We start from the raw sequence: 18,978 nt of genomic DNA on the forward strand, positions 1-18,978 counted from the left end.
TGGGACGTGCCCTGCCGCGCGTCGCGTGCGAGCCACGCCGCCAGCAGCGCCGAACCGACGGCGAACGCAAACGACACATTCATGAGCGCGGCCATTGCGACCTGCCCGATCCACAGTCCGTCGAAGCTCATTTGACGTTGAACGCGAAGTCGCCTTGGGTACGATGGCCGTCCGTCGCCACCGCGATCCAGTGCACCGCGTAGCGGCCCGCGCCCAGCGGCGGGAGCGCCAGACGCATGACCCGCGCATCCTGTCCGTCGACCGCGGAAGCCGTTGTGGCGGCGGGCTTGCCGCTCGCATCGGCGAGCGTGATCCTGCTGAAGGCCGGCTCGAGCGGCTCGGTGAAATGGATCGTGACGTCGCCGGGCGCGGCGACCTCGGCGTTCGCCGCCGGCACGCTCGAGACCAGATGGGCGTGCGCGAACGCCGTGGACGACACCGCCAGCGCGAGCGCGCCGGACATCAACGCACGCAGCGCCGGAACGGAAAAATCGAATAGCTTCATGTAAGACCGATAGCTGAGGGGAACAAACGATGATTGGGTGGAATGGCGGGCGCGAGAGCGCGCGTCGCCTGGACGGCGCGGCCGGCGGACCCGCAAGTGTACGCTTCGATGGCGCGCGCGGGCATCGGTTCAACCGGCTTCGCCAAATGCCATGTGGCCGGAGCACGAGCCGACCCGCGCCACGCGACATACTGTCGCATGGCAGTCACACCAACGAAGGCCTTGAGTGCGTCAAATAGTCACCATCACCCTTCGATGATAGAATGCTGCGTCGCCGCAGCGACGGCTGTCCTTCACACCGAGCCGCCCGAAGTTCGGTCAGGTCCCCGATTCTGATGGAGTTACGCGTGTCTTCAAGACGCCTCTTCCGCCCGTTGCTTGCCCTTCTGCTGATCGGCTCCGCGGGTGTCTATAGCGCTGCGAAAGCGCAGACTCAACCGAAGGCCCCCGACACGATGGAAGCGCGCGTGCAAGGTTGCACGGCCTGCCACGGCTCGCACGGTCAAGGTACCGACAACGACTACTTCCCGCGCCTCGCGGGCAAGCCGGCGAACTATCTGTTCAACCAGCTACAGAATTTCCGTGAAGGGCGCCGCAAGTATCCGCCCATGAACTACCTCGTCACGTATCTCTCCGACGACTATCTCCACCAGATCGCCACGTTCTTCTCGCAGCAGCGTCCGCCCTATCCGCCGCCGGCCAAGCCGACCGTGTCGGCGGCGACGCTCCAGCGCGGCGAGCAGATCGTGCTGCACGGCGACGCATCGAAGCAGGTGCCCGCCTGCGCGGCCTGCCACGGCAAGGCGCTCACCGGCATGGAACCGGCGATCCCGGGTCTCGTCGGCCTGCACGCCGACTACATCAGCGCGCAGCTCGGCGCCTGGCGTTCGGGCTCGCGCCACGCCATCGCGCCCGACTGCATGCACACGGTCGCCACGCGTCTGTCCGACGACGACGTGAACGCCGTCGCGGCCTGGCTGTCGATGCAAAAGGCTCCGCAAAACCCCGTGCCGGCTCCGGCCCGCTCCTTGAAGACTCCGCTTGCCTGCGGCAGCGAACCGCAATAAGGCGCCGGGAGAGACACTCAAATGAAACGCAAGTCTTTGTTCGCCCTCTCGGCAGTCGTCGTGGCTGCGGCTGCCGCACTCGTTCCCGTCCTCTGGTCGGGTGGCGACAACCTGCATAACGGCTCGGCCGTGGCGGCCACGCCCACCGACCAGGCCGAACTGATCAAGAAGGGCGAGTACCTCGCCCGCGCCGGCGACTGTATCGCCTGCCACACGGTGCGCGGCGGCAAGCCGTTCGCCGGCGGCCTGCCGATGGCGACGCCGTTCGGCACGATGTTCACGCCGAACATCACGCCGGACGACCAGTACGGCATCGGCAAGTGGACCCAGGACGACTTCTATCGCGCGATGCACACGGGCCGCTCGAAGGACGGCAGCCTGCTCTATCCGGGCTTCCCGTTCACGAGCTACACGAAGGTCACGCGCGCCGACGCGGACGCGATCTACGCGTACCTGCGCTCGGTCGCGCCGGTCAACGTGCCGAGCCGTCCGCACGAACTGAAATTCCCGTTCAACCAGCGCAACATGCTGATCGGCTGGCGCACGCTGTTCTTCCGTGAAGGCGAGTTCAAGCCGGACCCGACCAAGTCGGTCGAGTGGAACCGCGGCGCGTATCTGGTCGAAGGCCTCGGCCACTGCGGCATGTGCCACACCTCGATCAACGCGATGGGCGGCCCGGTCAATTCGGCGGCGTTCGCGGGCGGTCTGATTCCGCTGCAGAACTGGTATGCGCCGTCGCTGACGTCGAACAAGGAAGCCGGCCTCGGCGACTGGGACCTGCAGGACATCGCCAGCCTGCTGAAGACCGGTGTGTCGAACCGCGGCGCGGTGTTCGGTCCGATGGCCGAAGTGGTGCACAACAGCCTGCAGTATCTGTCGACCGAAGATATCAACGCGATGGCGACGTACCTGAAGACGATTCCGCAGAAGAGCGACGCACCGGAACCGCTGCAGCTCGAAACCTCGGAAAAGTTCGGTGGCGAACTGTTGAAGCAAGGCCAGAAGATCTACGTTGACAACTGCGCGAAGTGCCACGCGGAAAATGGTCTCGGCCAGCCGCCGGCGTTCCCGCCGCTCGCGAACAACCCGTCGATCCAGATGCCATCGGCAGTCAACCCGATCCGCATGGTGCTGAACGGCGGTTATCCGCCGAGCACGGAAGCGAACCCGCATCCGTATGGCATGCCGCCGTTTGCGCAGGCGCTGTCGAATCAGGAAGTCGCGGCCGTCGTGACGTACATCCGTATGTCCTGGGGCAACCACGGTACCGCCGTGTCGCCGCAGCAGGTGGCCGATCTGCGTTCGGCGCCGCTCGACTAAGCAGCGTTCGTCGCACCCCGGGCGCGGCCTGCGAAACTCGCGGCCGCGCCCTTCGTTTTTCAGGACCGGTATCATGTGGGCGCATTTGCGGTTGTGTCTGCCCTCGTGAAACCGCATGGGAGAAAAGAGTCGTGCCTGTCGGTGAGCGTTTCAACAGCATTACCCATCTCGTCGGCGCCGTGCTGTCGGTGGTGGGGCTGGCGGCGCTCGTCACGATGGGCGTGCTCGCCGACGACGCGTACAAGGTGGTCAGCTTCAGCGTGTACGGTGCGATGCTGTTCGTGCTGTATGCGATCTCGACGCTCTATCACAGCGTAAGCCATCCGCGTCTGAAGGCGATTCTGCAGAAATGCGATCATTCGGCGATCTACCTGCTGATCGCCGGCAGCTACACCCCTTTCACGCTCGTCACGTTGCGCGGGCCGTGGGGCTGGTCGCTATTCGGGGTAAGCTGGGGGCTTGCCGCTCTCGGCATCGTGCAGGAACTGACGCTCGGGCGCCGTACCCGCAGCGTGTCGATGGTGTTGTACGTGTTGATGGGATGGCTCGCGCTCGTAGCCGTCCGCCCGCTGGTGCAGGCGTTGCCGGCCGCGGGGACCGCATGGCTCGTGGCCGGCGGCGTCATCTATAGCGCCGGTATCTATTTCTTCATCAACGACGAGCGCATCCGCCACGGACATGGTATCTGGCACCTGTTCGTACTGGCGGGCAGTCTGTGTCAATTCGTCAGTGTCGCGCGCTATGTCGCATGACACTCCACGGCGACGAATTGCAACTTAAGGCCAGTCGACGTGTCTGCATAGCGCGTCGAAACATTCGGCACATCTTTGAACGTGCCGCCGATTTCTCCGCGAACGGAACCGGGCTTCGGCCTCGCACACGCCTTGCCGGCGGGTTCATGCCGCATGGGTTCCCATTGGCGCCGTTCGCGAAACTGCATTGCAAAGAGCTTTTATGTCTTTTGATTCCCTCGGCTTGTCCGAACCGCTGGTCCGCGCTGTCAACGAACTCGGCTATACCAGCCCGACCCCGATCCAGACCCAGGCGATCCCCGCCGTGCTCAACGGCGGCGATCTGCTCGCCGGCGCGCAAACCGGCACCGGCAAGACCGCCGGCTTCACGCTGCCGATCCTGCAGCGTCTGCAATCGATGCCGCCGGCCGCCGGCGGCAAGCGCGTGATCCGCGCGCTGATCCTCACGCCGACGCGCGAACTCGCCGCTCAGGTCGAAGAAAGCGTGCGCGCGTACGGCAAATACCTGAAGCTGAAGTCGACCGTGATGTTCGGCGGCGTCGGCATCAATCCGCAGATCGATGCGTTGAAGCGCGGCGTCGATATCGTCGTCGCGACGCCGGGCCGTCTGCTCGATCACATGCAGCAGAAGACCATCGACCTGTCGCATCTCGAGATTCTCGTGCTCGACGAAGCGGACCGCATGCTCGACATGGGCTTCATCCACGACATCAAGCGCGTGCTCGCGAAGCTGCCGCCGAAGCGCCAGAACCTGCTGTTCTCGGCCACCTTCTCCGACGAGATCAAGGCACTCGCCGACAGCCTGCTCGACTCGCCGGCGCTGATCGAAGTCGCGCGCCGCAATACGACGGCCGAAACGGTCGCGCAGAAGATTCACCCGGTCGATCGCGACCGCAAGCGCGACCTGCTCACGCATCTGATCCGTCAGCACAACTGGTTCCAGGTGCTCGTGTTCACGCGCACCAAGCACGGCGCGAACCGCCTTGCCGAGCAGTTGACGAAGGACGGCATCAGCGCGCTCGCGATTCACGGCAACAAGAGCCAGTCGGCGCGCACGCGCGCGCTCGCCGAGTTCAAGGACGGCACGCTGCAGGTGCTGGTCGCGACCGACATCGCCGCACGCGGCATCGATATCGATCAGCTGCCGCACGTGGTCAACTTCGATCTGCCGAACGTGCCGGAAGATTACGTGCACCGCATCGGCCGCACGGGCCGCGCGGGCGCGACGGGCGAGGCGGTGTCGCTCGTATGCGTCGATGAATTGCAGTTGCTGAAGGACATCGAGAAGCTCATCAAGCGTCCGGTGCCGCAGGAAGTGATCGCCGGATTCGAGCCGGACCCGAACGCGAAGCCCGAGCCGATTCAGCGTCGTAGCCAGGGCGGTGGCGGCCGCTCACCGCGTCAGGGGCAAGGCGCCGGACGGCGCGAAGGTGGCAACGCGAATGCGGCTGCAGGCGCCAATGCGCGCTCGGCATCCGCTGCGGCTTCGGCAAAACCGGGGCAAGGTTCGGGGCAACGCTCGGGACAGCGCGCGTCGAATGGTCAGCCGTCGCCGCGCCCGCAAGGCGCGAAGCCAGCCGGCAACGGCGGCCAGCCGCGACGCGACGCGCAACGTCACGACGACCGGCCGCGCGCGGCTGCGCATGACGGTGCGGCCGCACATCACGCACCGCGCAAACCGCAAGGCAATCGCTCGCACAACAGCAACCCGGGCGCGTTGCTCGGCGGCGGCGCGAAGCCGCGCAACGATGCGCCGCGTGGCGCCCAGCCTCCGCGCAATGGCGAGCGCGGCCGCTGAGCCTCTGTCGAAGCTCGTGCGATTCCGCGGCCTTTGAAGCCGTCGTTTCGCCAGCCGTCAGCGCCTCGGTGAGCGACTAACGGCGAGGACTAGCAGCTTGAACTAACGGCGGGTCGCGGCAGCGGCCCGTTTCAAATGCTCGACCTGCTTCTCCCACCGGTCGAGCACTTCCCTTCCTCCGCCTTCCAGTTCGAACGTGATGCCGCCCGTGAGGCGCGCATAACGCACGCTCTGCACTTCCCCTGTGTCGATCGAACCGAGCAGATAGACGAGGCCGCTGTCGCCGCCGACCGCGCTCGCCAGCGGTGCGACACGCAACTGCACCTGATAGAACGCCGCGTCGCAGACAAAGCTGAGCGTCGCGCGGCCGCTTTGCGCGATTGCGCGCGTCGCTCGCGCCTGCGGCCATAACGCGATGCACAGCGTGCGCGCATCGGGCGCATAGAGTTCGCCGACGCTCAGCAAGGACGTGCGCACGTGGCCGTTCGCATCGACGGTGAGCAGCGAAGCGGTAAAGCCGCTCTTGCCGCCGATCGACGAACCATCGAACAACGCGCGCACGGCGTCGGGCCATTCATCGAACACATTCTGTTCGAGCGGACGCGCGGGCGCCGGGGTAGATGCGGAAGAATCGCTCATGCGGTCGGTCAGGTTGAAATGGACAAGGCTCCATCATGCCGCGAATGCTGCGAATACCGCGAAAAGAACGAGGCCCGCGTGAGCGAGCCTCGCCTCGTCGCCGCGCCGAGTTCGTCGCCAGATCATCGCGAGGTCAGCGCACGGTTATTAACGCAACGTCAGCGCAAAAACCGGCGCGCCGCCGGATCAGCGGAAGAACACGTGCTGCGTAATCTTCGCGAGCGGATAATGCACGCCCGGCTGAATGCGTGCCGGCAGATCGAGCGGCTTGAGCAGCATCTTCACGCACATGTCGGCCGACAGATTGCGCCGCACCAGGGTGTTGATGCGCGCCGCACGCTCGCGGTTATACGCGGAATCGTGCACGCGCTCAGGATAGCGGATCGCAAACACATGCCGCAGCGCGATCTCCGAATCCTCGTTCTTGATCTCCATCACGCGGCGCATCAGCGCACCGAGCACCGCGAGACGACCATTGCCTTCGATCCTGTTGTACTTCTTGAAATACTTGAAAAAGTGCTTGTAATGCCGGACTTCGTCGGTGCGGATGTTGTCGGTGATCTGCTTGAGCACCGGCTCGTCCGAGCATTCGTTGATCGCGCGATACAGCGTCGCCGTGCCGGTTTCGACCACGCAACGCGCGACCATTTCGAGCGCGCGGGTCTTTTCGAAATCCTCGACCGAGCAGGTCAGCGAGTATTCGGCCATGAAGTTGCGAAACGCGGTGTCCCAGTCGAATTCGGGCCACACGTAGCCGATATAGGTCTTCAGCGAGCGGCCATGCTGCATTTCCTCGGGCTCCCACTCGTTGTTGAGCCAGGCCGAGACTTCGGGATCGTCGTTGAAGAAGGTACTGAGATTGCTGGTGTAGAGGTCGGTGCCGCTTTCGATAAACGAAGCCGCGCACAGCAGCAACAGCAGGTCTTCGTTCGCGGAGGCCTTCTGCCGGTCGATGCGGGTAAGGTCGATGTCCTCGATCCGCCAGGGCATGACATGGTTCAGCTCTGTGTGCATCGTGTCTTGCTCCGAATGCCGTACCGACTCGTGGAGCCTGCTCGCAACCGCCCCGCGCTCGCCGTGATGCCGTGTCGGATACAACGCCGTGAATTAGAGTTGGGCTCTTGTACTCTGCATGTTAGCCGGTGTTAAGCGACTATGCAGCGCCCCATGAAGAGTACTCTGCACAGACCATGCCGCACCGCCGCAGTTCCGCTTCGCAGATAGGCGAAATATTCCAGCAGGTTAAAGCGGCGGGCGGGGAGCGAAAAAAACCGGCTCGACGAGCCGGCTTCGAGGAGTTGGCTTTCGGCACATTTCAGTCCGCATACGAAAGCCGAGGGATCGGTCCAACCGGCAAAGGCTGGCGCGCCGCGGCATCGATGGCGGCCGCGCGCCTGCCGGTTGCGGCGTGTTGCGGCGCACTCAGGCGGGCAGCACGCCGGCCTGAGCCGGACGCATGCGGCGCATGCGCAGCGCCACGATGATGAGCGACACCCCCGACAACACCGCCGCGAGCAGCACGTAGTAGCTCGGCGCGAGCTTGTCGCCGGTCAGATGAATGAAGGTCTCGACGATGGTCGGCGCAAAGCCGCCGAAGATCGTCACGCCGATGCTGTAACCGATCGAAAGCCCCGTCGAACGAACCTGGGTCGGGAAAATCTCCGACATCAACGCGGGCATCGGCCCCGAATAGGCGGCCTTGAAAATACCGGCGACGCCTTGCAGCAACAGCAGCCAGCCGATCGTCGGATGAAACTGCAGCCACGCGAACATCGGATAGATCAGCAGCCCCATCAGGATCGACGTGGTCAGCATGATGCGAATCCGGCCGATGCGATCGGACAGCGCGCCCATGACCGGCGAAAAGATGAACTGCATGCCGCCGTTCAGCACGACCACGCCGAACGACGCGGCCGCCGCCATATGCAACTGCTTGACCGCATAAAGCGGCATATAAAGCTGCAACACGTACACGCCGACCGTCGATTGAGCAACGATGCCGATCGCGAGCAACAGGTTGACCCACTGATTCGCGAACGACGCATCCTTGCTCGTATCGACGGCCTTGCGTTCGCCGGCCGCCTCGCGAGCTCCACGTTCCGCTTCTCGCTCTTCACGCAGCGCGAGAAATTCGGGCGTCTCGTCGAGATGCGAGCGGATGTAATAGCCCACCGGACCGACCAGCAAGCCGAACACGAACGGCACGCGCCAGCCCCAGCTATTGAGGTGTTCGGCCGGCAGCCAGGCGGTCAGCAGCGAGCCGAAGGTGGCCGCGGCAATCGCCGCGAGGCCCTGGCTCGCGAACTGCCAGCTCGCGTAATAGCCGCGCCGCGACGCGCTGTGCTCGACCATGAAGGCCGTCGCGCTGCCGAATTCGCCGCCCACCGCGAAGCCCTGCACGAGCCGCGCGAGCAGCACCAGCAACGGCGCCGCGAGTCCGATCGACGAAAACGGCGGCATCACCGCCATCGTGAAGGTGCCGACCATCATCAAGGCGATGGCGAGCGTGAGCGCCGCCTTGCGGCCCTTGCGATCGCCGTACAGGCCGAGCACGACCGCGCCGAGCGGGCGCATCAGGAACGAGATGCCGAACGTGGCGATGGCCAGCAGCGTCGAGAGCCACTCGTCGTGCAACGGGAAGAACTGTTTCGCGATGATCGTCGCGAAGTAGCCGTAGACGAGGAAGTCGAACCACTCGAGCGCGTTGCCGATCGACGACGAAAATACGATACGCCGCACCATGGCCTTCGAAAGCGGCGCGGGCGATACATGAGGGGATGCGCTCGCGGAACGCGATGCGGGATGGTTCATGGGGGTCTCCTGCCGGTCTGATACGTGATACGTGATTCCGGGGTGCGTGCGGCGCCGCTTGCACGAGCATGCCCACGCCTGCGCGAGCGGCACGGCGCTCACACGGCCCACGCCGTTCAGCGGCGACGCGCCCGGCATGGACGGGCGCGGCGTACGAAGCGCCGCGCATCCTGTCGAAGCGGTTCCCGAATCCGGCTTCGAGCCACGGCGCCGCAGCTCGAAGCCCTTGCTTCAGAAACCTGCGGCGAGCCCGTCGCGCCGGCTATCGCTGGCCGCGACGTAGCCGCGCTCCGGCTCGTTGCGATCGAGCTTCCAGATGAACTGGCCGGAGCCGAAATCCATATACGGATCGTCGACCGACTTGAGCGTGTGGCCGAGCTTCTGCAAACCCTCGGTCGTCTTCGGATCGAGCGTCGACTCGATGTCGACCGTGAAGTCACGGTTGACCTTCCAGCGCGGCGCATCGCACGCGGCCTGCGGCTGCTGGCCGTAGTCGAGCATGCGCACCACCGTTTGCAGATGGCCCTGCGGCTGCATGTCGCCGCCCATCACGCCGAAACTCATCACCGCTTCCTGCTGGCCGTTCACCTGCTGCGTGAGGAACGCCGGGATGATCGTATGGAACGGCCGCTTGCCGCCCTCGACGACGTTCGGCGATTTCGGGTCCATCGAGAAGCCGCAGCCGCGGTTCTGCAGCGCGATGCCGGTGTCCGGCACGACGATGCCCGAGCCGAAACCCATGTAGTTCGACTGGATGAAGCTGACCATCATGCCGTTCTCGTCCGCGGCCGACATGTAGATCGTGCCGCCCGCCTTCGGCATGCCGAAGTCGAAATGCGTCGCGCGCTTCGGATCGATCAGCTTCGCGCGCGAAGTCAGGTAGGCGTCGTCGAGCATCTGCTCCGGCGTGACGTCCATCGAACGCGGGTCGGCCACGTAGCGATACAGGTCGGCGAACGCGAGCTTCATCGCTTCGATCTGCAGATGCTGCGACTCGACGCTGTCCACCTTCAGCGACTTCACGTCGAACTTTTCGAGGATGCCGAGTGCCACCAGCGCGGCGATGCCCTGCCCGTTCGGCGGAATCTCGTGCACGGTGTAGCCGCGATAGTCCTTGCCGATCGGCTCGACCCAGTCCGCGCGGTAGTTGCGCAGATCGTCGGCGGTCAGCGCGGCACCGCCCTCACGCGCGAACGCGGCGATGCGCTCGGCGATCTCGCCTTCGTAGTACGCGCGCGGGCCCTGCTCGGCGAGCAGGCGCAGCGTCTTCGCGTGACCGGGCAGGCGCACCAGTTCGCTGACTTCAGGCGCGCGGCCGTGCGGCATGAAGGTCTGCGCGAAGCCGGGCAGGTCCTTCAGCTCCGGCACGGCGGCCGCCCACTTGTAGGCGACGATGCTCGCCACCGCGTGACCACGCTCGGCGATCTCGATGGCCGGCTCCATCAGGTCTGCGAACGGCAGCTTGCCGAACTTCTGGTGCAGCGCTTCCCAGCCGGCGATCACGCCCGGCACCGTGACCGCGTCCCAGCCGCGCTTAGGCTGCTTCGCGAGGCCGTTCACCTCGCCGTATTTGCGCTTGAAGTAATCGACGTTCCACGCGGCCGGCGACACGCCCGAGGCGTTCAGGCCGTGCAGCTTCTTGCCGTCCCACACGAGCGCGAACGCATCGCCGCCGAGGCCGCACGACACCGGCTCGACCACCGTGATCGCGGCGGCGGCGGCGATCGCCGCGTCGACGGCATTGCCGCCCTTCCACAGCATGCGCAGCCCGGCCTGCGCGGCGAGCGGATGAGAGGTCGACACGATGTTGCGTGCGAATACGGGCAAACGTTGCGTCGGATAGGGGTTGTGCCAGTTACTGAAGCCAGTCATGTCGAACACTCTCGAAAGCGCGGCCCGGCGCGAAAAGTCGCTGGGCCTCATGGGAAAGGTTGTAAAGCAGGTAAAACGGGGAACTCCGGATTGCAGCGCGAACGGGCCCAAAAAACAAATTCATTTATCAAATGAATAAATGCGTAATTCGCCTGAATGGGTGCTCGAAGCCGGTGCCGAGCTTCAGCAGCGCGCCCATGCGGATTGCGCGAGTTGGCGGACAACAGGCCCGATGGTCTTACAATAGCCGCACCCCGCCCACGGGCGGCCGGCCTCGACCACGCGCCGGCCACGCCGCCACCCCATCACGATACGCGACACATGACACGAGACCCCCGCCTGACTCTCAACGCCCGGCAACAGGAATTGCTGGAGTGGGTGCAACGCGACGGCTTCGTCACCGTGGACGACCTCGCGAGTCATTTCAACGTGACACCGCAGACGATCCGCCGCGACGTGAACTGGCTCGCCGACATGAATCTGCTGCGCCGCTATCATGGCGGAGCGAGCCTGCCGACCAGCTCCGAGAACGTCTCGTACACGGCGCGCCAGCGCATGTTCCACGAGGAGAAACGGCGCATCGCGACGCTAGTGGCCACTCACATTCCCGATCAGGCATCGCTCTTCATCAATCTCGGCACGACCACCGAGGAAATCGCGCGCGCGCTCAACCGGCATCGCGGCTTGCGCGTGATTACGAACAATCTGAACGTCGCCAGCATGATGAGCGGCTATCCCGATTGCGAGGTGCTCGTGACGGGCGGCATCGTGCGGCCGTGGGACAAGGGCATCGTCGGCGAGCTGGCGATCGACTTCATCCGCCAGTTCAAGGTCGATTTCGCGATCATCGGTACGTCGAGCATCGAAACCGACGGCACGCTGCGCGACTTCGACACGCGCGAAGTGCGCGTCGCCGAGGCGATCATCGAGCACGCGCGCACCGTGTTCCTCGCCGCCGACCACTCCAAATTCGGCCGCCCGGCGCTGGTTCGCCAGGGACATCTCGACCAGATCGACGCGCTGTTCACCGACGCCGCCCCGCCCCCGGACATGGCCGAGACGCTCACCGCCGCCAACTGCCAGGTCTATATCGCCGGGTAAGGTCCGCTCGCGCCAGGCGTTCTCCGCCATGCTGCGGCGCACGCAAAACTTCGAGTGAAATCAAGAATCTGGCGGCTCTCGCCGACCGCCTCCCGGTGGCCCAATTGTCAAAGGGAAAATTTACGGGGGCCGGGTTGGTGTTTCACAGGTGGTTGACTACACTCCAGTTCCCCGGCCTTCGTTGCGCGCTTCGCGCGGCGTCGGCTATTGAATCTGTCGTATAAGCCGTACTTCCCGCCCTGATCCTTTTAGCGGACCCGACCGGCCGTGCCGGTTGCCTGCAAGGCTGTCCGCGATTGCCTGACATGGAGAGAACGATGCTGAGTCCGCATGAATTCGCCACGTTGTTGCTCGTCAAGGACGCCCCCAACCAGGTCGATATGGACCGTGAAGAACTCGATGCATTGCTCGAACGCCAACTGGTGCAACTCGAACGCCTCGCATCGGGCAACGAACGGTGGCGCGTGACGGAAACCGGCAACAACGCATTGCGGGCCATCAAGCGGTCTTCCTGAGACATTTTCCGCCAGCGCTTTTCCGCCCATTTTTTGCACGACGGCCACGGAGCGCGCCGCCTTCGGGTTCGTTCGCACCGGCATTGCACTGGCGCGTCGTTCGATGAGCATGACAGCGGGCCGCTTCGCGGCCCTTTCTTGTGTGCGAATCCTTTACGCAGTAAATTGACGCGACGGACTTCCGACCCTCGCGCATGCCCAAGACGCTCTCCCCCGAAGACATCCAGCAGTTTCGCGAAGCGATGCGACGTGTTGCCGAAAGCGCGTTCGCGACACGCGGCGCGCAGGGCGTGACGATGCGCGAGCTGGCAAAGGAGCTCGGCTGCAGCGCCATGACCCCCTACCGCTACTTCCGCGACAAGAACGAAATTCTCGCGATGGTCCGCGCCGCCGCGTTCAATCGCTTCGCGGCGCGTCTCGAAGCGGCGGCGCAAAGCATCCCCGCAGACGCCCCCGCCGCCGATCACTCGGCGGTCAGCGAAGCCTACGTCGCGTTCGCGCTCGACGAGCCGCACGCGTATCGCCTGATGTTCGACCAGGTGCAGCAGCAAGGCGCTTACCCCGAACTGACCGCCGCGTCGCAGCGCGCATGGCGGCTGCTCGGCGCGCATTTCGAGCAGCTCGTCGCGGCGGGAATTCTGGAAGGCGATCCGCAACTGATCGGCTACGCGTACTGGACAAGCCTGCACGGCTTCACGATGCTCGCGCTCGCCGGTCAGCTACCGTTGCCGGCGGCACGGCAAGCCGATTCGGCCGCCGCGACAAGTCAACCAGCGGACGAACCTTCGCGCGAAGCGGTATTCGCACAGATTCTGCGCATGCTATGGCGCGGCGCCCTGCCTCAACACACGTGAGCAGGTAAGCACGTGAGCTCGCGAGCAGTTGGCCCGCGCCTCAACCGTTGCGCAGTGTCGGATCGACCGCCGCGCGCCAGCTGATCGCCTTCGCGCGCTGCTCCGCAAAGAACTGGACCCACTGATTGCGCACCTTCGGGTCGCCGCTCATCCCCTCGCTCGCGTGGCGCTGCGCGATCGACGCCTGGAACGCGCAGAAATCGTTCTTCGAGAGCCGGCCGCGCCGGTTCGCGACGTACGCATCGAAAAACGTCGTATAGACGGACTGGGCGTCGCTGCCGTAATCGACCGTTTGCGGCGAGCACATCTGCTGCAACGCCTCGAACGAGGGCGCGCCCCTCGTTCCCTCCAGGCTCGGCGAACTCACGCACCCCGCCAGAAGCGCCGCGGCGCCGATCATGAAAAGTCCACGCATTCAAATCACCTCGAAGTGGCTGCTGCCGAGAGTATCGTCCGTGGCCGAGCGTTGCGCCACTCCTCCGGCCATCCGGCCAAGTCTCGATCGGATAAACGAACTTTACTTTTTCGAATATGTTCATTAAAGTTCGAAAACGAACATCATTGGTTCGATTAGTTTTCCAACCTCCTTTCAAGATTCGACCTAGAGGACTCAGCGGTGGCGCAAGGCTCGAAATACGATTTGCTCGTCGTGGGCGGCGGGATCAACGGTGCCGGCATCGCGCGCGACGCGGCCGGGCGCGGCCTGTCGGTGCTGCTGTGCGAACAGGACGATCTGGCCGCGCATACGTCGTCGGCGAGTACGAAGCTGATTCACGGCGGCCTGCGCTACCTCGAATACCGCGAGTTCGGGCTCGTGCGCAAGGCGTTGCAGGAGCGCGAAACGCTGCTGCGCGCGGCGCCGCACATCATGTGGCCGCTGCGCTTCGTGATGCCGCACATGCCCGATCTGCGCCCAGCGTGGCTGATCCGCGCGGGCCTGTTCCTCTACGACCATCTGGCGAAGCGCGAACTGCTGCCCGGCTCGCGCGGCATCGCGATGCACAAACACCCGGCCGGCGCGCCGCTCGTCGATTCGATCAAGCGCGGTTTCGTGTATTCGGACGGCTGGGTCAACGACGCGCGCCTCGTCGTGCTGAACGCGCTCGATGCGCACGAGCACGGCGCGACCATCCTCACGCGCACGAAGCTCGTCAGCGCGGTGCGCGCGGGCGACGAATGGCGCGCGCAGCTACAGCGCGCGGACGGCACGACGCTCGACGTGCGCGCGGCGGCCGTCGCCAACGCGGCGGGCCCGTGGGTCGGCGAACTGCTGAAGGGCGCGCTCGGCCGCCCCGCGTCGCATAGCGTGAGGCTCGTCAAGGGCAGCCACATCGTCACGCGGCGGCTGTTCGAGCACGATCACGCGTACATCTTCCAGAACCCGGACAAGCGGATCATCTTCGCGATCCCGTACGAACACGACTACACGCTGATCGGCACGACCGACCTCGAATATCGCGGCGACCCGTCGCAGGTCGCGATCGACGCCCACGAAACGCAGTACCTTTGCGATTCGATCAACCGCTATTTCAAGCAGAAAATCTCGCCGGCCGACGTGCGCTGGACCTACTCGGGCGTGCGCCCGCTGCTTGAGGACGAAAACGCGGACAACCCCTCGGCGGTCACGCGCGACTACTCGCTCGAACTCGACGCACCGGCGGACGAAGCGCCGCTGCTGTCGGTGTTCGGCGGCAAGATCACGACGTTTCGCAAGCTCGCCGAGCAGGCCGTCGATACGCTCGCGCAAGCCCTGCAGCACGAGGTGCCCGCGTGGACCGTCGGCGCGTCGCTGCCCGGTGGCGATATCGCGCAGGCGAACTTCAACCGCTTCCTCGGCGAGTTCAGCCGCACCCATGCGTGGCTGCCGGCGGCGCTCGCGCATCGCCTCGCGCGCGCATACGGCACGCGCGCGAATCGCGTGCTCGGCGACGCCCGCGCGCTCGCCGATCTCGGCCGCGAATTCGCGCCGGGTCTTTACGAAGCCGAGCTGAGCTATCTGCGCGATGTCGAATGGGCGCGCAGCGCGCAGGACGTGCTGTGGCGACGCTCGAAACTCGGGCTGCACGTCGCGCCGGGCACGCTCGACCAGGTCACGCGCGACATCGACGCGTGGTTCGCGAGCGAACCCGTGCAGCAAAGCGCGTAAGACAACAGGCATGTGAGACACAGGCGGCACGCACGGCGAGAACCCAGGCCGGCTGGACGAGACCGTCACGCGCCATCACACTACTGCAACACACGATTGCAGCGCGCTCGCGACGACACGCCGCAACCTGGCCGCTCCGATCGCCGGCCGGCAACCCGGCGATCCGCCATACCCATGGAGAAGAGACAATGCAGGATCAGTACGTCCTCGCGCTTGACCAAGGCACCACCAGCTCGCGCGCGATGCTGTTCGACCGGCGCGGCAACGTCGTGTCGATCGCGCAGAAAGAATTCCGGCAGATCTATCCGCATCCGGGCTGGGTCGAGCACGATCCGCAGGAAATCTGGTCGACCCAGGCCGGCGTCGCAGCCGAGGCCGTCACGCGCGCGGGCCTGAACGGCGCGTCGATCGCGGCGATCGGCATCACCAACCAGCGCGAAACCACCATCGTGTGGGATCGCCAGACCGGCCAGCCGATCTACAACGCGATCGTCTGGCAGGACCACCGCGCCGCCGACTTCTGCGACGCACTGAAGGCCCAGGGGCTCGAACCGAGCGTGCGCGCGAAAACCGGTCTGCCGATCGACTCGTACTTCTCGGCGACGAAAATCCGCTGGATTCTCGACAACGTCGAAGGCGCGCGCGAAAAAGCGCGCCAGGGCCGGCTCGCGTTCGGCACCGTCGACAGCTGGCTCGTGTGGAATTTCACGAAGGGCGCGCTGCACATCACCGACGTGACCAACGCGTCGCGCACGATGCTCTTCAACATCCACACGCTGCAGTGGGACGACGAACTGCTCGCCGCGCTCGACATTCCGCGCAGCATGCTGCCCGAGGTGCGGCCGTCGTCACAGGTGTACGGACCGACCGTGACCACGGTGTTCGCCTCGAATATTCCGCTCGCGGGCATCGCCGGCGACCAGCAGGCCGCGCTGTTCGGGCAGATGTGCACCGAGTCGGGCATGGTCAAGAACACCTACGGCACCGGCTGCTTTCTGATGATGAACACCGGCGACAAGCCGATCGAATCGCAAAACAATCTCGTCACGACGCTCGCCTGGCAGATCGGCGAGCGGATCGACTACGCGCTCGAAGGCAGCATCTTCATCGGCGGCGCGGTCGTGCAGTGGCTGCGCGACGGCCTCGGCATCATCAGGAACGCGGCGGAGATCGAAACGCTCGCGCGCGGCGTGCCGCATTGCGACGGCGTGTACCTCGTGCCCGCCTTCGCCGGCCTCGGCGCGCCGCACTGGAACGCGCATGCGCGCGGCACGCTGTTCGGCGTAACGCGCGGCACGACGTCCGCGCATATCGCACGCGCGGCGCTCGATTCGATCGCCTATCAATCGCTCGACGTGCTGAAGGCGATGGAAGCCGACGCGGGCATCCGCATCGGCGAACTGCGCGTGGACGGCGGCGCCTGCGCGAACAATCTGCTGATGCAATTTCAGGCCGACATTCTCGGCGTCGACGCGGTGCGCCCGAAGGTGCCGGAAACGACCGCGCTCGGCGCGGCCTATCTGGCCGGTCTCGCGGTCGGCTACTGGAAAGATGTCGACGAACTGCAAAGCCAGTGGAAGCTCGAACACCGCTTCACGCCCGCGCTGCCGCATGCCGAGGTCAAGGCGTGCCTCGACGGCTGGCAGCGCGCGATCCGCGCGGCGAAGGCATGGGCCGATACGCCATAAGCCATAAGCCACGAACCGCGCCGGAAAGCACGTATCATGGCGCTGTCCATCCCGACGCGCAGGCAGGCGAGAACGCCGGCCGCGCGCTTTCCGCTTATCGTTCTTCAGGCATGATCGACCACCTCATCTGTGACTGCGACGGCGTGCTCGTCGACAGCGAAGTCATCGCCGATCGCGTGATGTTCGAAACGCTGACGGCCTCGTTTCCCGGCATCGACTTCGAGCCCGTCGTCAAAACGGCGTTCGGCCAGCAAACCTCGCGCTTTCTCGAAGGCATCGAGCAATCGTTCGACGTCAAACTGCCCGCGAACTTCCTCGACATGATCGAGCACAACATCGAGCTTGCGCTGGCCGCGTCGCTGGGTCCGATCCACGGCGTGCGCGACGCGCTGCAACGCGTGACGCTGCCGGCCGCGGTCGTGTCGAACAGCCGCATGACGCGCGTGAGCGCCTCGGTGCGGCGCGCGGGTCTGCAGCAGATTTTCGGCGAACGGGTTTTCAGCGCCGAGCAGGTCGAGCGGCCCAAGCCCTACCCCGACGTGTATCTGTTCGCGGCAAAAACGCTCGGTGTCGAGCCGGCGCGCTGCCTCGTCGTCGAAGACAGCGTCGCGGGTCTGAATGCGGCACGCGCGGCAGGCATGAAAACGATCGCGTTCGTCGGCGCGAGCCATATTCCCGACGGCTACGCGGACGCGCTGCGCTCGATGGGCATGACGCGCATCATGAAGCACATGGACGAACTGCCTGGGCTGGTCGCGGCGGGCATGCGCGGCGAGTTTGGCGACGTGCAGTCGTAGTATCGATCGACAACGCGCCGCCCCCTTCAGGCCTCGAGCACCGCCCCCTCACGCACCTGCGCAAGCGCCTCGCGAAACTCGACGAGTTCGGCGATCGTCAGCATCGGCAAATCGTGTTGCGCGGCAAAGCGCTCGACGTCCGCGCCGCGCGTCATCGTGCCGTCGGCGTTCATCAACTCGCACAGCACGCCGGCCGGCTTCAGGCCCGCGAGAATCGCGAGATCGACCGTGCCCTCGGTATGGCCGCGCCGCGCGAGCACGCCGCCGGGCATCGCCCGCAGCGGGAACACGTGGCCCGGACGCACGATGTCGGCGGGCTTCGCCGTATCGGCAATCGCGGCGCGGATCGTCGTCACGCGATCCTGCGCCGACACGCCCGTGCTCACACCCTCGCGCGCCTCGATCGACACCGTGAACGCGGTGCCGTGACGGCTTTCGTTGTTGACGGCCATCGGCGGCAATTCGAGCGCGCGGATTGTGTCGTCGGGCAGGCACAGGCAGACGATGCCGCTGCATTCGCGGATCAGGAGCGCCATCGTTTGGACCGACAGACGCTCGGCCGCGACGATCAGATCGGCTTCGTTCTCGCGGTCGTGGTCGTCCTGCAGAACGACGGCGCGGCCCTCGCGCAGCGCCTGCAAGGCGGCGGCGATACGCGGCGGAACGGTTTCGGTGGCGAGCAGCGGGAGATCGGCGAAAGCATCTTCGGCAATCGTCGACGGAGCGGGAAAAGTAGCAAAGGACATGGTTGAAACGCTCATCGCAAAAGTTGGGCGAAAAACGTTTCAGGGCATTGCAAACAGACTCGAACGCGCCGCCGGGCGCCGCACGAAGGCGGCGCTCGTCCACCGGCGCCACCAGAACGACCAGCGGCAGCGCGGAGCGCACATGACTCTATCTGCACATCTTCTTCCATCCGGACTGTGACCGTCGGCTCTGGCTTCTCACCAGATCTGCTGACCCCGCCGCGGCCTTCGATACGCTGAAGACCGCTCGATGCGGGCGCTCGCGGGCTCGCCGACTCGCGCTTTCGCACTGACGGCTTACCGCCGGTGGGGAATTGCACCCCGCCCTGAAGACGCACTGATTGCCGGTTCGACCGGCCGGCGAAGC

The 18,978-nt window shown here is 65.4% G+C and carries 17 protein-coding genes, 1 pseudogene and 1 riboswitch; of the genes and pseudogenes, 10 read left to right on the forward strand and 8 right to left on the reverse strand.

All coding sequences use genetic code 11. The annotated features are described in order from the left end of the window. Together GXB81_RS31545 and copC are read right to left on the reverse strand one after the other, a co-directional pair. A pseudogene (locus GXB81_RS31545) lies at positions 1–131 on the reverse strand (copper resistance protein CopD); the annotation flags it as partial. Further along, positions 128–505 (reverse strand): copper homeostasis periplasmic binding protein CopC, encoded by a 378-nt coding sequence (gene copC, locus GXB81_RS23315; RefSeq protein WP_167040652.1) that lies wholly within the window; start codon positions 503–505, stop codon positions 128–130. The gene copC and the pseudogene GXB81_RS31545, both read right to left, overlap by 4 nt. Positions 506–840: 335 nt before the next feature. Here copC and GXB81_RS23320 point away from each other — a divergent pair, with 335 nt between their 5' ends. The 4 genes from GXB81_RS23320 (at position 841) to GXB81_RS23335 (ending at position 5,442) form a co-directional block, all read left to right on the forward strand. Continuing rightward, entirely contained in the window at positions 841–1,572 is a 732-nt protein-coding gene (locus GXB81_RS23320; protein WP_205990443.1) for a c-type cytochrome, read from the forward strand. A gap of 21 nt (positions 1,573–1,593) precedes the next feature. Next, positions 1,594–2,892, forward strand: a complete 1,299-nt coding sequence (locus GXB81_RS23325; RefSeq protein WP_167040646.1) for a cytochrome c — start codon at positions 1,594–1,596, stop codon at positions 2,890–2,892. A gap of 131 nt (positions 2,893–3,023) precedes the next feature. Further along, entirely contained in the window at positions 3,024–3,644 is a 621-nt protein-coding gene (locus GXB81_RS23330; protein ID WP_167040643.1) for a hemolysin III family protein, read from the forward strand. A 202-nt stretch (positions 3,645–3,846) separates the two neighbouring features. Continuing rightward, the gene (locus tag GXB81_RS23335) at positions 3,847–5,442 is read left to right on the forward strand and encodes a DEAD/DEAH box helicase (protein ID WP_167040640.1); all 1,596 of its coding nucleotides are present in this window, start codon (positions 3,847–3,849) and stop codon (positions 5,440–5,442) included. A 102-nt stretch (positions 5,443–5,544) separates the two neighbouring features. On the opposite strand, the gene GXB81_RS23340 is transcribed toward GXB81_RS23335, so the two are convergent. The 4 genes from GXB81_RS23340 to ggt form a co-directional block, all read right to left on the reverse strand. Further along, positions 5,545–6,081, reverse strand: a complete 537-nt coding sequence (locus tag GXB81_RS23340) for a hypothetical protein (RefSeq protein ID WP_205990444.1) — start codon at positions 6,079–6,081, stop codon at positions 5,545–5,547. A gap of 186 nt (positions 6,082–6,267) precedes the next feature. Then, complete coding sequence (locus GXB81_RS23345; RefSeq protein ID WP_167040634.1) at positions 6,268–7,095, reverse strand: ferritin-like domain-containing protein; 828 nt, start codon at positions 7,093–7,095, stop codon at positions 6,268–6,270. 408 nt (positions 7,096–7,503) lie between these two features. Beyond that, positions 7,504–8,892, reverse strand: a complete 1,389-nt coding sequence (locus GXB81_RS23350; protein WP_205990445.1) for an MFS transporter — start codon at positions 8,890–8,892, stop codon at positions 7,504–7,506. Between the two features lie 231 nt (positions 8,893–9,123). Then, a complete protein-coding gene (gene ggt, locus GXB81_RS23355; protein ID WP_167284953.1) occupies positions 9,124–10,764 on the reverse strand; it encodes a gamma-glutamyltransferase in 1,641 nt (546 codons plus the stop codon). A gap of 321 nt (positions 10,765–11,085) precedes the next feature. Between ggt and GXB81_RS23360 the strand changes: the two genes are divergently transcribed. From GXB81_RS23360 to GXB81_RS23370, 3 genes are all read left to right on the forward strand, one after another. Further along, complete coding sequence (locus GXB81_RS23360) at positions 11,086–11,865, forward strand: DeoR/GlpR family DNA-binding transcription regulator (RefSeq protein WP_205990446.1); 780 nt, start codon at positions 11,086–11,088, stop codon at positions 11,863–11,865. Between the two features lie 317 nt (positions 11,866–12,182). Beyond that, complete coding sequence (locus tag GXB81_RS23365) at positions 12,183–12,380, forward strand: hypothetical protein (RefSeq protein ID WP_167040622.1); 198 nt, start codon at positions 12,183–12,185, stop codon at positions 12,378–12,380. A 194-nt stretch (positions 12,381–12,574) separates the two neighbouring features. Continuing rightward, on the forward strand, positions 12,575–13,234 hold the full coding sequence (locus GXB81_RS23370; protein WP_205990447.1) for a TetR/AcrR family transcriptional regulator: 660 nt from the start codon (positions 12,575–12,577) through the stop codon (positions 13,232–13,234). Between the two features lie 40 nt (positions 13,235–13,274). On the opposite strand, the gene GXB81_RS23375 is transcribed toward GXB81_RS23370, so the two are convergent. Continuing rightward, the gene (locus tag GXB81_RS23375) at positions 13,275–13,649 is read right to left on the reverse strand and encodes a hypothetical protein (protein WP_205990448.1); all 375 of its coding nucleotides are present in this window, start codon (positions 13,647–13,649) and stop codon (positions 13,275–13,277) included. A 201-nt stretch (positions 13,650–13,850) separates the two neighbouring features. Between GXB81_RS23375 and glpD the strand changes: the two genes are divergently transcribed. The 3 genes from glpD (at position 13,851) to GXB81_RS23390 (ending at position 17,865) form a co-directional block, all read left to right on the forward strand. Continuing rightward, complete coding sequence (glpD, locus tag GXB81_RS23380; RefSeq protein WP_205990449.1) at positions 13,851–15,380, forward strand: glycerol-3-phosphate dehydrogenase; 1,530 nt, start codon at positions 13,851–13,853, stop codon at positions 15,378–15,380. Positions 15,381–15,568: 188 nt separating this feature from the next. Next, positions 15,569–17,068 carry a glycerol kinase GlpK gene (gene glpK, locus GXB81_RS23385; RefSeq protein WP_167284948.1) on the forward strand — a complete coding sequence of 500 codons (1,500 nt, stop codon included), beginning with the start codon at positions 15,569–15,571 and terminating at the stop codon, positions 17,066–17,068. A 110-nt stretch (positions 17,069–17,178) separates the two neighbouring features. Further along, complete coding sequence (locus GXB81_RS23390) at positions 17,179–17,865, forward strand: HAD family hydrolase (RefSeq protein WP_167284947.1); 687 nt, start codon at positions 17,179–17,181, stop codon at positions 17,863–17,865. A gap of 26 nt (positions 17,866–17,891) precedes the next feature. Here GXB81_RS23390 and ribB read toward each other — a convergent pair whose 3' ends face one another. After that, positions 17,892–18,611, reverse strand: a complete 720-nt coding sequence (ribB, locus tag GXB81_RS23395) for a 3,4-dihydroxy-2-butanone-4-phosphate synthase (protein WP_205192745.1) — start codon at positions 18,609–18,611, stop codon at positions 17,892–17,894. Positions 18,612–18,765: 154 nt separating this feature from the next. Next, positions 18,766–18,949, reverse strand: a riboswitch (FMN riboswitch). Positions 18,950–18,978 lie beyond the last annotated feature (29 nt).

The sequence above is a fragment of the Paraburkholderia sp. Ac-20336 genome (assembly GCF_017105025.1).
In the GTDB taxonomy this organism is placed as follows: domain Bacteria; phylum Pseudomonadota; class Gammaproteobacteria; order Burkholderiales; family Burkholderiaceae; genus Paraburkholderia.